Source organism: Klebsiella sp. RCJ4, assembly GCF_009025755.1.
In the GTDB taxonomy this organism is placed as follows: domain Bacteria; phylum Pseudomonadota; class Gammaproteobacteria; order Enterobacterales; family Enterobacteriaceae; genus Klebsiella; species Klebsiella michiganensis.
On the sequence record NZ_WCIN01000045.1, the window covers coordinates 130,721 to 144,185 of the forward strand.

9 protein-coding genes and 2 pseudogenes are annotated in these 13,465 nt (G+C 56.0%); 8 read left to right on the forward strand and 3 right to left on the reverse strand.

Annotated elements, in window-relative coordinates; translation table 11 throughout:
- Positions 1–176: 176 nt before the first annotated feature.
- From F8562_RS25770 to F8562_RS25810, 8 genes and pseudogenes are all read left to right on the forward strand, one after another.
- On the forward strand, positions 177–1,304 hold the full coding sequence (locus F8562_RS25770; protein ID WP_004118840.1) for a transporter substrate-binding protein: 1,128 nt from the start codon (positions 177–179) through the stop codon (positions 1,302–1,304).
- Positions 1,301–1,894: an ANTAR domain-containing response regulator gene (locus F8562_RS25775; protein WP_080528061.1), complete on the forward strand. Its 594-nt coding sequence runs from the start codon at positions 1,301–1,303 to the stop codon at positions 1,892–1,894. The genes F8562_RS25770 and F8562_RS25775 overlap by 4 nt, the downstream gene beginning before the upstream one ends.
- Positions 1,891–2,739, forward strand: coding sequence for an ABC transporter permease (locus tag F8562_RS25780; protein WP_004118228.1), 849 nt, complete (start codon positions 1,891–1,893; stop codon positions 2,737–2,739). Before F8562_RS25775 ends, F8562_RS25780 begins: the two co-directional genes overlap by 4 nt.
- Entirely contained in the window at positions 2,739–3,659 is a 921-nt protein-coding gene (locus F8562_RS25785; protein WP_004118227.1) for an ABC transporter permease, read from the forward strand. The genes F8562_RS25780 and F8562_RS25785 overlap by 1 nt, the downstream gene beginning before the upstream one ends.
- Before the next feature lie 12 nt (positions 3,660–3,671).
- Complete coding sequence (locus F8562_RS25790) at positions 3,672–5,276, forward strand: ABC transporter substrate-binding protein (RefSeq protein WP_024196104.1); 1,605 nt, start codon at positions 3,672–3,674, stop codon at positions 5,274–5,276.
- Between the two features lie 44 nt (positions 5,277–5,320).
- Positions 5,321–6,268 (forward strand): acetamidase/formamidase family protein, encoded by a 948-nt coding sequence (locus F8562_RS25795; RefSeq protein ID WP_004118225.1) that lies wholly within the window; start codon positions 5,321–5,323, stop codon positions 6,266–6,268.
- A gap of 7 nt (positions 6,269–6,275) precedes the next feature.
- The gene (locus F8562_RS25800; RefSeq protein WP_004118832.1) at positions 6,276–8,009 is read left to right on the forward strand and encodes an ABC transporter ATP-binding protein; all 1,734 of its coding nucleotides are present in this window, start codon (positions 6,276–6,278) and stop codon (positions 8,007–8,009) included.
- Positions 8,010–8,384: 375 nt separating this feature from the next.
- Positions 8,385–9,079: pseudogene (locus F8562_RS25810) on the forward strand (IS1-like element IS1A family transposase).
- A gap of 14 nt (positions 9,080–9,093) precedes the next feature.
- Here F8562_RS25810 and F8562_RS25815 read toward each other — a convergent pair.
- The 3 genes and pseudogenes from F8562_RS25815 to lacZ all read right to left on the reverse strand — a co-directional run.
- Positions 9,094–9,234: pseudogene (locus tag F8562_RS25815) on the reverse strand (maltose acetyltransferase domain-containing protein); the annotation flags it as partial.
- Between the two features lie 65 nt (positions 9,235–9,299).
- A complete protein-coding gene (lacY, locus tag F8562_RS25820) occupies positions 9,300–10,553 on the reverse strand; it encodes a lactose permease (RefSeq protein ID WP_003846917.1) in 1,254 nt (417 codons plus the stop codon).
- 51 nt (positions 10,554–10,604) lie between these two features.
- Positions 10,605–13,465, reverse strand: a 2,861-nt coding sequence (lacZ, locus tag F8562_RS25825) for a beta-galactosidase (protein WP_151891953.1), incomplete at its 5' end; no start/stop codon positions are given.

Below are 13,465 nucleotides of genomic sequence, written 5' to 3' on the forward strand. Positions count from 1 at the left end.
AAAATAATCCATTGATTTAACTGTGCTTTAAAAATGGCATGAATTTTTCATGTCGGGTATATGCAAGCAGGGGCAACCCTTAAGCCTTGAATCCATTAAATATCGACAGGTAATGAAGCCTGATTGCCCTAATAAGGACAATCAGGCTTTTTTATTAATGCAGAGAGCAAACATACGTGCAAACTATTGATATTGGAATTTTGCTTTCCACAGAAGGTACCTACAGCCACCTGGCGAACAGCACACTGCTTGGTGCGCGCCATGCCTTAGAGGAAATCAATGCCGATCCTGCTTATCCTTTTCAGCTGCGGGCCCGACATATCAACCCTGCGGGTGAACTCGCAGCCTACAGTGAAGCGGTGAGCACCTTTATCGCTCACGGCATCCGCCATATCTTCGGAACCATTACCTCTGCCAGTCGGAAGGAGATTATCCCGGACCTGGAGCAGCATAACCTGCTGCTGTGGTATGGCTGTCCTTACGAGGGGTTCGAGAGCTGCGAGCAGGTCGTATATCTGGGCGGTTGTCCGAACCAGACTCTGCTGCCACTCCTGCGGCTGGCGCTGGATATGTTCGGAAATCGCTCCTGGCTGATCGGCTCTAACTACGTCTGGGGCTGGGAAAGCAATCGTATCGCCCGTGAGGTAGTGGAAGGTTCCGGCGGTACGGTGGTGGGCGAAAAATATCTGCACCTGAGAAACAGCAACGTGACCGAGTTGATTGAGGCGATTCTCAGCACAGAGGTAGATTTTGTGCTCAATAACCTGGTAGGCGAAACCTCTTATGCGTTTCTGCGCGCACTGGACGAGGCCTGTCTTCGCGATCGGCGGACGTTAGCGGTGCTCAGCTGTAATTTTACCGAAGCCGAAGTCGCCGAAGTCGCGCCACTAAGGGCGGTACGTTTGCTTTCCTGCGGACCGTTTTTTGAGAGCGTCGATCTCGATTTTTGTGCGCGGCAGCACCTGCAACATGGCGCACAGCGCATCTCCCACTACTATATCGGCGGCTGGCGGGCAGTAAGGCTGTTTGCCAATAGCCTGCGCGAGGCCGGAAACAGCGAGCCGGGTGCGGTGCTGGCGGCACTGCATCGTCAGCACGACGTTGATTCTCCGGGCGCTCGCTCAGTAATGGCTCGAAACAACCACGCCTGTTTGCCCTGCTACATCGCTGAGTTGCAACAAACTTGCTTTCAGATACTGCATCGCGAACCGCTGCCGGTTATGCCCGATCCCTATCTCTCCGCGACCGAGCTACGTGAAAGCCGAACGGTTGCAGCCAGACCTGCTCTGAGGATTGTTAAATGAAAACGCTGCTGTCCCCGGATTTAGATGCTCAGCCGCTCCTGCTGGTAGACTGTGAAGCAAGGAGTCGCGAAGCGCTGGAAAAAAACCTGACGCGGATGGGTATCCGCTGGCATCACCTGACCGGAGATGAGGCTTTACCTCCTCTCACCCCCTGTGCAGTACTGGTGGAACTGGAGGCATTCGCCAGCCCGATAACCCTGAGCCAGATCAACCTGGCGGGAATACCGGTGATCGCGCTGACCTCACATGAGGGACTTTACCAGGTACAGCGCGCGCTGGAGTTAGGGGCAACAGCGCTCCTTACCAAGCCTATTACACAGCGAGCCATCTATACCACCCTGATGATGGCAGTGGGGCTGCGTCAGCAGTTGCATGACATTCAACAGCAACAGATGCTACTGCGCCAGCGTCTGGCAGCAATGCCGCAGATTACCCAAGCTCTGGCGGCCCAGATGCAAGCGGAAAGTATTGATGAACAACAGGCATGGGTTCGCCTGCGCTCGGAATCAATGTGTACGAACCAGTCGGTGGCACAGGTGGCGCAGAAGTGGCTGCTACGAATGTCGTCCGGCAAGCGGGGAGCACAATGAATAGAGTCGGATATTTTCTGCGCCGGCCAGCCCTGCTGCTCTCGCTGCTGTTTATTCTCCTGGTGGTGATGAGCGCGCTGTTTGCCCCCTGGCTCACCCCCTTCGATCCCGATGAACAGTTTGTCGAGGGACTGAGCCTGGAAGGCGCACCGCTTTCTCCCAACAGCACTTACTGGCTGGGAACCGATCTGCTGGGACGCGATCTCTTCTCGCGTTTAATTTACGGAGCTCGTACTTCGTTACTCATCGGTGTTGTCGCCAACGGCACTGCAGTACTGATCGGCGTCCTGGTAGGGCTTAGCGCAGGTTATCTGCAGGGGCGTATCGGAGGGCTGCTGATGCGCTTTACCGATCTGATGATGGCGTTTCCCGCACTGCTGCTGGCGATTGCCCTGGCGGCGATTTTCCAGCCAAGTGTCTGGATCGTGTCCCTGGTGATCGCCATGGTGAACTGGGTGCAGATCGCCAGGGTTATCTACGCCGAAACTAGCGCGCTTAGCGCCCGCGACTTTATCGCCGTGGAACGCACCCTGGGGGCCGGAACGTTGCGTATTCTCGGCGTGCATTTAATTCCACATCTGGCGCCAACGGTGCTGGTCTGGGCCACACTAGGCATCTCCACCACAGTCCTGCTGGAAGCTACTCTATCGTTCCTCGGGGTGGGGGTACAGCCGCCAACGCCGAGTTGGGGCAACATCATCTTTGAAAGCCAGAGCTATTTTACTTCGGCTCCCTGGCTGGTGTTCTTTCCCGGCGCGGCGATTGTGCTGCTGTCGCTCTCTTTCAATATCGCTGGTGACGCCCTGCGCGACGCCCTCGATCCCGGCTTAAAAGGACGAAACTAATGCTATTTCTGGGAAAACGTCTGTTGCATGCCGGGCTGATCCTGCTTGGCGTTACGTTGATCTGCTATTTGCTGCTGTTTATGTTGCCCGCCGATCCAGCGCGCCAAATCGCCGGGCGCAGTGCCACGCCGGAAGTAGTCGAAAACATCCGCCATCAGTTGGGGTTGGATCTGCCGTTTTATCAGCAATATTGGCGTTATCTGCAGGGGCTGCTGCACGGCGATCTGGGACGCTCGTTTATTCAGCGCAGCGAAGTGAGTGAACTGGTTTCCGCCCGTATCGGGCCGTCACTGCAGCTGATGGCGGCGGGTATTCTCTGCGAGTTGGTACTGGGGATCGCCCTCGGCACCCTGGCGGCGTTAAAACGCGGCGGGCTGGCGGACCGGCTTCTGATGGCGCTCTCCTTTATCGGTGTTTCGGCGCCGCAGTTCATCGCCGCGATGCTTTTTCTCTATCTTTTCGCCGTGGTACTCAACTGGTTCCCGATGGGAGGCTATGGCGGCTTCAGCCATCTGGCGCTACCGGCGCTAACCCTCGGCCTGCTCGGCAGCGGCTGGTATTCACGCATGTTGCGCTCGTCGATGATTGAGGTGCTGCATCAGGATTTTATCCGTACCGCGCGGGCCAAAGGGCTGGGCCGAACCCGCGTACTGCTGCGTCACGTGCTGCCGAATGCCGTGCTGCCGCTAATTCCGATGATAGGCATTGATATCGGCATTTTTATGGGCGGACTGGTGGTAGTCGAATCGGTCTTTGGCTGGCCGGGTATCGGTCAGCTGGCCTGGCAGGCGATTCAACAGGTGGATATCCCGGTGATTGTCGGGGTAACCACCGTGTCAGCGGTTGCCATTGTTGGCGGCAACCTTATTGCGGATCTGGTGCTGCCGTGGGTCGATCCGCGCATTGATGTCAAAAAGTAGCAGGGGAAGATGATGAAAAATGCGTTATTGACAATGGCGGTGGCCGCGGCCTGTTTCTCTTATGGCGCGCAGGCTGACGAGAAGACCGGCGGCGATATCGTGGTGACCTACCAGAACGACGTGGCGACCCTCGATCCGGCCATTGGCTATGACTGGCAAAACTGGTCGATGATCAAAAGCCTGTTCGACGGCCTGATGGACTATCGTCCCGGCACCACCGAGTTGGTGAACGACCTGGCGGAGAGCTACGCCATTTCCGAGGACGGCAAGGTCTACACCTTTGTGCTACGCAAAGGGGTGAAATTCCACAACGGCCGCGAGGTCACGGCGGCGGACGTGAAATATTCTCTGGAACGCACAGTCAACCCGAAAACCCAAAGTCCGGGCGCCGGGTTCTTCAGTCCCATCGCGGGCTATGACGAGGAGGCCAGCGGTAAAAGCACGACCCTGAGCGGTATCGAGGTCGTCGACGATCATACGGTAAAAATCACTCTGAAAGAGCCCAACGCCACCTTCCTGCATGTGCTGGCGCTGAACTTTGCCTCGGTGGTTCCCCGTGAGGAGGTGGAGAAATGGGGCGCCGACTTCGGCAAGCATCCGGTCGGCAGCGGCGCGTTTGAGCTCCAGGAGTGGAAGCTGGGCCAGGAGCTGATCTTCCGCAAAAACCCGAACTACTTTAAAGCCGGCGTGCCGCGGCTGGATCACATAAAGTTCGAAATGGGACAGGATCCCTCGGTCGCTCTGCTGCGGCTGGAAAAAGGCGAAGTGGATATTGCCGGCGACGGCGTACCGCCCGCACAGTTTCTGTCGTTTAAAAACAACCCGGCCTATAAGGGCCTGATGGTCACCGGCGACCAGTTGCAGACCGGCTACGTGACGATGAAAACCACGCTGCCGCCTTTCGATAATCTCAAAGTCCGCCAGGCGGTGAACATGGCGGTCAACAAAGATCGCATCATGCGCATCATTAATGGACGCGCGGCGCCGGCCAACCAGCCACTGCCACCCGCCATGCCCGGTTATGACAAGGCATATCAGGGTTTCAGCTACGACCCGGCAAAAGCGAAGCAACTGCTCAGCGAAGCGGGTTTCCCCAACGGTTTTGCTACCGAACTGTACGTGATGAATACCGATCCGCAGCCGCGTATCGCCCAGTCTATCCAGCAGGATCTGGCCAAAGTGGGCATCCACGCCAGCATCAAATCCCTGGCGCAGGCGAATGTGATTGCGGCGGGCGGCTCCGCCAGCCAAGCGCCGATGGTCTGGTCCGGCGGCATGGCGTGGATCGCCGATTTCCCGGATCCCTCCAACTTCTATGGCCCGATCCTCGGCTGCGCCGGGGCGGTAGAGGGCGGCTGGAACTGGGCGCGCTACTGCAACAAAGCGCTGGACGCGCAGGCGGCCGCGGCGGACAGCATGGTGAAACCCGACCAGCAGGACGCGCGCATTGAAGCCTGGCGCAAAATCTTCATCACTGCAATGGATGACGCGCCCTGGGTGCCGGTATTCAACGAGAAGCGCTACACCGTACATTCCGCACGCATGGGGGGCGAGGACGCGCTGTATGTCGATCCAGTGCATGTACCAGTCAACTACGACTATATCGGACTGAAATAATTTGATGGCGCCGGGACGGCGCCGCTGCTTAAAGGAGAGTCAGGATGTGCCAAAATTGTCTGGTGAAGACCATTCATCATGCTCAACATCATTTCGGCTGGGATAACAGCCTGAGCCCGGTCCTGCACGTAGCTTCCGGCAGCCAACTGGAGTTTCACTGCCTGGATGCGGCTAACGGCTGGTTCAACGCCGGTTCTACCGCAGCGGATATCCCAACGCTGCCGTTTGATAAGCTCAACCCGGTCAGTGGCCCGGTCTATGTGGAAGGCGCTCAGCCGGGCGATGCGCTAAAGGTGACGCTGGAATCCTTTCGTCCCAGCGGCTTTGGCTGGACTGCGAATATCCCGGGCTTCGGCCTGCTGGCCGATCAGTTTTCTGATCCGGCGCTGACGCTGTGGCAATATGACCGCCAGGGCTTAACCCCCTGCGCCTTTGGCCGATATGGCCGCGTACCGCTGAAACCCTTCGCCGGTACCCTCGGCGTCGCTCCCGCCGCCGCGGGCCATCATTCGGTGGTGCCGCCGCGCCGCGTGGGCGGCAATCTGGATATTCGCGATCTGGCCGCTGGCTGCACATTATGGCTACCGGTGGAAGTAGAAGGCGCGTTGTTTTCTATTGGTGACACCCACGCCGCGCAGGGCGATGGTGAAGTCTGCGGCACGGCGATTGAAAGCGCGATGGACGTGGTGGTGAAGCTGGAAGTGGTTAAAGATATGCCGCTGAAAACGCCGCGTTTCGCCACCCCTGGCCCAGTGACCCAACATCTGGATCGGCACGGCTACAGCGCCTTCACCGGCATTGGCCCTGACCTGATGACCGCCGCCCGCGACGCGGTAAGCTATACCATCGATGCGCTGTGCCGCGAACAAGGGATGTCGGCGGAAGAGGCCTATATGCTCTGCTCCGTGTGCGGCGATCTGCGCATCAGCGAAATCGTCGATCGGCCTAACTGGGTGGTGTCGTTCTATTTTCCCAACAGCGTGTTTAATTAGGAGCGTTATGTCAGCAGTCCTATTTCCGGCGCCGCTGCTCTCGGTCGAGCGCCTGTCGATCCAGTTTGGTACACAGCGGGTGGTGGATGACGTCAGCTTTGCGCTCTGGCCGGGAAAAACTCTGTGCATTGCCGGCGAGTCGGGCAGCGGTAAATCGCTGACTTCGCTGGCGATCATGGGTTTGCTTCCGGAGGAGGCACAGATTCCAGGCGGCGCGATTATTTTTGATAACCAGGATTTGCTCAGCCTGCCGGAGCGGCAAATGCAGCTGCTGCGCGGCAAGTCGGTTGCCATGATTTTTCAGGAACCGATGACCTCGCTCAATCCGCTGATGACGGTGGGCCAGCAGCTGGAAGAGACGCTGCAACGCCACGAAGTGCTGGGCCGCCGTGAACGGCGCAGCCGGGTCAGCACGATGCTGGACGCGGTCAAAATCAGTCATGTGGAGAAGCGCCTGCAACAGTATCCGCACGAGCTTTCCGGCGGTATGCGCCAGCGGGTGATGATCGCCATGGCAATGCTGTGCCAGCCACAGGTGCTGATTGCCGATGAGCCGACCACGGCCCTCGACGTCACTATTCAGGCGCAGATCCTCGAGTTGATGCGCGAACTGCAGCAGGCGTTTTCCACCAGCCTGCTGTTGATCACCCACGATATGGGAGTGGTGGCAGAAATGGCCGATGATGTGCTGGTCATGAGTCACGGCAAAATCATGGAGCAGGCTCCGGCAAAAACGCTGTTTACCTCGCCGCAGGCGGCTTATACCCGCCAGCTGTTGCAGGCGGTACCGGTGCTGGGCCAGGCGCCCGCGCTGGCGCCGGTCGAGGCGACGCGACCGTTGCTCAGCGTCCGCGACCTCAGCGTGCGCTTTCCGGTGCGCGGCGACGGCCTGCGCGTGCGTCGCGAAGTCCATGCCGTCGATGGCGTCAGCTTCGATCTTTTCCCCGGCGAGACGTTGGGCATCGTCGGTGAAAGCGGCTGCGGTAAATCGACGACGGCAAAAGCGCTGATGAATATGGTGCCATTTAGCGGCAGCGCGCAGCTTAACGGACAGGAGCTGCACGGCCTGAAGGACGAGGCGTTAAGAGCGGTACGCCGCGATTTGCAGATGGTGTTTCAGGATCCCTGGGCGGCGCTCAATCCGCGCAAAACTATTTTCGACCTGGTTGGGGAGCCGCTGCTGATTCATGAGCAGATGCCCGCAGTACAGCGCACGGAGCGGGTGGCGCAGCTATTGCAGCAGGTCGGCCTGCCAGCGGAAGCGATGCGGCGTTATCCGCACCAGTTTTCCGGCGGCCAGCGCCAGCGCATTTGCATTGCCCGCGCGCTGGCGCTGAACCCGAAAGTGATCATCGCCGATGAATCGGTTTCCGCGCTGGATGTTTCAGTACAGGCGCAGGTGCTGACGCTGCTGGAAGATTTGCGTCAGCGCTATCGGCTCAGCTATCTGTTTATTTCCCATGATATGGCGGTGGTGGAGCGCATCTGCCACCGGGTAGCGGTGATGTTTGGCGGCCAGCTCGTGGAGATCGGCCCACGAGATCGAGTGTTGCACCATCCGCAGCATCCTTATACTCAGCACTTGCTCAGCGCCGTTCCTATACCTGACGTTCAGCAAAGACGGCAACCCCGAGCCACCAGCGCAATGCCGATAAGACCAGAACCGATCAAACCCATCGGCTATCAGAGAGTACCGCAGCGCTTTACCGATTTTGGCGACGGGCACCTCGTCGCCTGCTGAACAAAAAAGCATTCAAACCGGCGGATTTCCGCCGGTGGCAACACTGTTGCCACACAACTCGACGAGAGGCCATTAAACTGGAAAAGTTAGCACATAGCAGGACATAGAGCCGGTCTAAAATGCCCTAAATGCAACGTACCGTATCTTTTATTGTTAGACAAAACCGGAGGTAAACATGCTTAAACCGTCTTCTCCCTAGTGGCGTGATCTCACCACGCGGGAATTCAGTAAACTGGATATGGCGAATATCGTCGCCGTACTACCTATTTGCGCCGTAGAACAACACGGAGCTCATCTGCCGGTTCGGGTGTTTGCTGCCATTAATGTGAAGTGGTTTACTGATTTAGTGTATGATGGTGTTTTTGAGGTGCTCCAGTGGCTTCTGTTTCTATCAGCTGTCCCTCCTGTTCAGCTACTGACGGGGTGGTGCGTAACGGCAAAAGCACTGCCGGACATCAGCGCTATCTCTGCTCTCACTGCCGTAAAACATGGCAACTGCAGTTCACTTACACCGCTTCTCAACCCGGTACGCACCAGAAAATCATTGATATGGCCATGAATGGTGTTGGATGCCGGGCAACCGCCCGCATTATGGGCGTTGGCCTCAACACGATTTTACGTCACTTAAAAACTCAGGCCGCAGTCGGTAACCTCGCGCATACAGCCGGGCAGTGACGTCATCGTCTGCGCGGAAATGGACGAACAGTGGGGCTATGTCGGGGCTAAATCGCGCCAGCGCTGGCTGTTTTACGCGTATGACAGGCTCCGGAAGACGGTTTGCGCACGTATTCGGTGAACGCACTATGGCGACGCTGGGGCGTCTTATGAGCCTGCTGTCACCCTTTGACGTGGTGATATGGATGACGGATGGCTGGCCGCTGTATGAATCCCGCCTGAAGGGAAAGCTGCACGTAATCAGCAAGCGATATACGCAGCGAATTGAGCGGCATAACCTGAATCTGAGGCAGCACCTGGCACGGCTGGGACGGAAGTCGCTGTCGCTCTCAAAATCGGTGGAGCTGCATGACAAAGTCATCGGGCATTATCTGAACATAAAACACTATCAATAAGTTGGAGTCATTACCCTTTTTTCAACTTCTGATGGATGCGAGTGATTGAACTCATACATTAATGTTTTCCCACGAAGTCTTTTTTCAGGTAAGCCTTCGCACATATCGGTAAATAGCTTGCCTGCTTTTATTTTTTCTGTCATCGACATGTTCATTTTTAACATTCCGTCCTGATAAGTTGGTCGGATAAGGCGCTCGCGCCGTATCCGACATTAATTTCTTAAGCGACTTCATTCACCTGGCGACGCAGCAGAGAAAGTGGGCCGGGGCCGCTAAGCGTGAACACGGAAATTAAGGTGAAGCCCAGCGCCACCAGACCCAGCACCAGGTAAGCGCCCTGGAAACCGATGCTTTCATACATATTGCCCGCCAGAATAGACATAAAAATCATCGCCAGTTGCTTAAAGAAGCAGAAACAGACCAGATAAATCGTCGCTGAAAAACGCACTTCAAACTGGCTGGTAATATATTTAAAGCAGCCCACCAGCAGGAACGGTACTTCAAACATATGCAGCGTTTTCAGAATAACCACTTCCAGTGCTGAGGTAGCGAACGATGAGCCAATAATACGTACTGACATAATAGTGCCAGCCAGCAGCAGGGCGTTTTTCCCACCGATGCGATTAATGATCAGTGGCGCAAAAAACATAATCGAGGCGTTAAGTAATTCGCCCATTGTCGTTACGTAGCCAAATACCCGCGTACCCTGTTCACCGGTAGCAAAGAACGAAGTAAAGAAATTAGCAAACTGTTGGTCAAAAACATCGTAGGTGCAGGAAACGCCAATAACATACAGTGACAAAAACCACAGTTTTGGCTGTCTGAACAGTTCCAGCGCCAGCTTAAGGCTAAATGCCGAATGGTTGGCACCTACCGCATTGGCAACCGTGGCAGAAGAGGGCGCATCCGTTTTGGCGAAAAAGAGTAAAACGGCGAGGATGAATGCACAGCCAGAACCCAGCCAGAAAACAAACTGATTATTGATGGTGAACATGATGCCGACAATCGAGGCACACAGCGCCCAGCCAACACAGCCAAACATCCGCGCGCGACCATATTCGAAATTACTGCGACGGCTGACTTTCTCGATAAATGCCTCTACTGCTGGCGCACCGGCGTTAAAACAAAAGCCTAGATAAATACCACCAACAATCGATCCTACTAAAATGTTGTATTGTAACAGTGGCCCGAAGATAAAAATAAAGAACGGCGCAAACATCACTAACATGCCGGTAATAATCCACAGCAGGTATTTGCGCAGCCCGAGTTTGTCAGAAAGCAGACCAAACAGCGGTTGGAATAATAGCGAGAACAGAGAAATAGCGGCAAAAATAATACCCGTATCACTTTTGCTGATATGGTTGATGTCATGTAGCCAAATCGGGAAAAACGGGAAGTAGGCTCCCATGATAAAAAAGTAAAAGAAAAAGAATAAACCGAACATCCAAAAGTTTGTGTTTTTTAAATAGTACATAATGGATTTCCTTACGCGAAATACGGGCAGACATGGCCTGCCCGGTTATTATTATTTTTGACACCAGAGCAACTGGTAATGGTAGCTACCGGCGCTAAGGTGGAATTCCGCCGACACTGACGGGCTCCAGGAGTCGTCGCCACCAATCCCCATATGGAAACCGTCGATATTCAGCCATGTGCCTTCTTCCGCGTGCAGCAGATGGCGATGGCTGGTTTCCATCAGTTGCTGTTGACTGTAGCGGCTGATGTTGAACTGGAAGTCGCCGCGCCACTGGTGTGGGCCATAATTCAATTCGCGCGTCCCGCAGCGCAGACCGTTTTCGCTCGGGAAGACGTACGGGGTATACATGTCTGACAATGGCAGATCCCAGCGGTCAAAACAGGCCGCAGTAAGGCGGTCGGGATAGTTTTCTTGCGGCCCTAATCCGAGCCAGTTTACCCGCTCTGCTACCTGCGCCAGCTGGCAGGTCAGGCCAATCCGCGCCGGATGTGGCGTATTGCTCGCCACTTCAACATCAACGGTAATCGCCATTTGACCACTTCCATCAATCCGGTAGGTTTTCCGGCTGATAAATAAGGTTTTCCCCTGATGCTGCCACGCGTGGACCGTGGTAATCAGCACCGCGTCGGCAAGCGTATCTGCCGTGCACTGCAACAACGCTGCTTCGGCCTGGTAATGGCCCGCCGCCTTCCAGCGTTCGACCCAGGCGTTAGGGTCAATGCGGGTCGCTTCACTTACGCCAATGTCGTTATCCAGCGGTGCGCGGGTGAACTGATCGCGCAGCGGCGTCAGCAGTTGTTTTTTATCGCCAATCCACATCTGTGAAAGAAAGCCTGACTGGCGGTTAAATTGCCAACGCTTATTATCCAGCTCGATGCAAAAATCCGTTTCGCTGGTGGTCAGTTGCGGGATGGCGTGGGGCGCGGAGGGGAGTGTCACGCTGAGGTTTTCCGCCAGACGCCACTGCTGCCAGGCGCTGATGTGTCCGGCTGCTGACCATGTGGTCGCGTTCGGTTGCACTACGTGAACCGTTAGCCTGAGTTGTCCGGCGCTCTTCGGCTGCGGTAGTCCAGGCAGTTCAATCAACTGTTTACCTTGTGGAGCGACATCCAGAGGCACTTCACCGCTTGCCAGCGGCTTGCCATCCAGCGCCACCATCCAGTGCAGGAGCTCGTTATCGCTATGACGGAACAGGTATTCGCTGGTCACTTCGATGGTTCGCCCGGATAAACTGAACTGGAAAAACTGCTGCTGGTGTTTTGCTTCCGTCAGCGCCGGATGCGGCGTGCGGTCGGCAAAGACCAGACCGTTCATGCAGAACTGGCGATCATTCGGCGTATCGCCAAAATCACCGCCGTAAGCCGACCACGGATTGCCATTTTCATCATATTTAATCAGCGACTGATCCACCCAGTCCCAGACGAAGCCGCCCTGTAAACGGGGGTACTGACGAAACGCCTGCCAGTATTTAGCGAAGCCGCCAAGACTGTTACCCATCGCGTGGGCGTATTCGCAAAGGATCAGCGGGCGCGTCTCTCCAGGCAACGAAAGCCATTTTTTGATGGACCATTTCGGCACAGCCGGGAAGGGCTGGTCTTCATCCACGCGCGCGTACATCGGGCAAATAATATCGGTTGCGAAGGTGTCGGCTCCGCCGCCTTCATACTGTACCGGGCGGGAAGGATCGACAGATTTGATCCAGCGATAGAGTGCGTCGTGATTAGCGCCGTGGCCTGATTCATTCCCCAGCGACCAGATGATCACACTCGGGTGATTACGATCGCGCTGCACCATTCGCGTTACGCGTTCGCTCATCGCGGGTAGCCAGCGCGGATCATCGGTCAGACGATTCATTGGCACCATGCCGTGGGTTTCAATGTTGGCTTCATCCACCACATACAGGCCGTAGTGGTCGCACAGCGTGTACCACAGCGGATGGTTCGGATAATGCGAACAGCGCACGGCGTTAAAGTTATTCTGCTTCATCAGCAGGATATCCTGCACCATCGTCTGCTCATCCATGACCTGACCATGCAGAGGATGATGCTCGTGACGGTTAACGCCGCGAATCAGCAACGGCTTGCCGTTCAGCAGCAGCAGACCATTTTCAATCCGCACCTCGCGGAAACCGACATCGCAGGCTTCTGCTTCAATCAGCGTGCCGTCGGCGGTGTGCAGTTCAACCACCGCACGATAGAGATTCGGGATTTCGGCGCTCCACAGTTTCGGGTTTTCGACGTTCAGACGTAGGGTGACGTGATCGGCATAACCACCACGCTCATCGATAATTTCACCGCCGAAAGGCGCGGTGCCGCTGGCGACCTGCGTTTCACCCTGCCACAAAGAAACCGTCACCCGCAGCTCATCGCGCAGCTCGCCGTACATCTGAACGTCTGCCTCCAGTACAGCGCGGCTGAAATCATCATTAAAGTGAGTGGCTACATGGAAATCGCTGATTTGCGTGCTCGGTTTATGCAGCAACGAGACGTCACGGAAAATGCCGCTCATCCGCCACATATCCTGATCTTCCAGATAACTGCCGTCACTCCAGCGCAGCACCATCACCGCGAGGCGGTTTTCTCCGGCGTGTAAAAATGCGCTCAGGTCAAATTCAGACGGCAAACGACTGTCCTGTCCGTAACCGACCCAGCGCCCGTTGCACCACAAATGAAACGCCGAGTTAACACCATCAAAAATAATTCGCGTCTGGCCTTCCTGTAGCCAGCTTTCATCAACATTAAATGTGAGCGAGTAACAACCCGTCGGATTCTCCGTGGGAACATACGGCGGATTGACCGCAATGGGATAGGTCACGTTGGTGTAGATAGGCGCATCGTAACCGTGCATCTGCCAGTTTGAGGGGACGATGACAGTATCGGCGTCAGGAAGATCGCGCTCCAGCCAGCTTT

Excerpts from the sequence above, each read along its gene's own strand:
- F8562_RS25775 (WP_080528061.1), top strand. The coding sequence starts at position 1,301 with ATGAAAACGCTGCTGTCCCCGGATTTAGATGCTCAGCCGCTCCTGCTG.
- F8562_RS25780 (WP_004118228.1), top strand. The coding sequence starts at position 1,891 with ATGAATAGAGTCGGATATTTTCTGCGCCGGCCAGCCCTGCTGCTCTCG.
- F8562_RS25785 (WP_004118227.1), top strand. The coding sequence starts at position 2,739 with ATGCTATTTCTGGGAAAACGTCTGTTGCATGCCGGGCTGATCCTGCTT.
- F8562_RS25790 (WP_024196104.1), top strand. The coding sequence starts at position 3,672 with ATGAAAAATGCGTTATTGACAATGGCGGTGGCCGCGGCCTGTTTCTCT.
- F8562_RS25795 (WP_004118225.1), top strand. The coding sequence starts at position 5,321 with ATGTGCCAAAATTGTCTGGTGAAGACCATTCATCATGCTCAACATCAT.
- F8562_RS25800 (WP_004118832.1), top strand. The coding sequence starts at position 6,276 with ATGTCAGCAGTCCTATTTCCGGCGCCGCTGCTCTCGGTCGAGCGCCTG.
- lacY (WP_003846917.1), bottom strand. The coding sequence starts at position 10,553 with ATGTACTATTTAAAAAACACAAACTTTTGGATGTTCGGTTTATTCTTT.